At 72.2% G+C, this 230-nt stretch carries 1 pseudogene; it reads left to right on the top strand.

Annotation, left to right across the window (positions count from 1 at the left end):
- Positions 1-230 (top strand): annotated as a pseudogene (locus ACQG3P_RS25405) (SDR family NAD(P)-dependent oxidoreductase); the annotation flags it as partial.

Raw genomic sequence — 230 nt, forward strand, 5'->3', positions numbered from 1 at the left:
GCTTGCAGCGCAGCGCGAGCAGTTTGCCGACGAGCCGGGGCTGGAAACGCTGTTGGGCTCGCACGCAGACGATGGCTCGGCGCTGGCCCGGGCCGAACGCATCGCGCAGCGGCCGCGCACGCTTGCTGCGGTCATCGAAGCCATGGGCGGCCCCAAAAACCGTGGTCGGGTCATCGACCGCAGCGGCGATGCGCTGCTGCCGGCGCAGCAGGCCGACGTGATGCCGCCCG

The organism is Stenotrophomonas sp. SrG (assembly GCF_050031795.1).
GTDB lineage: Bacteria > Pseudomonadota > Gammaproteobacteria > Xanthomonadales > Xanthomonadaceae > Stenotrophomonas > Stenotrophomonas rhizophila_A.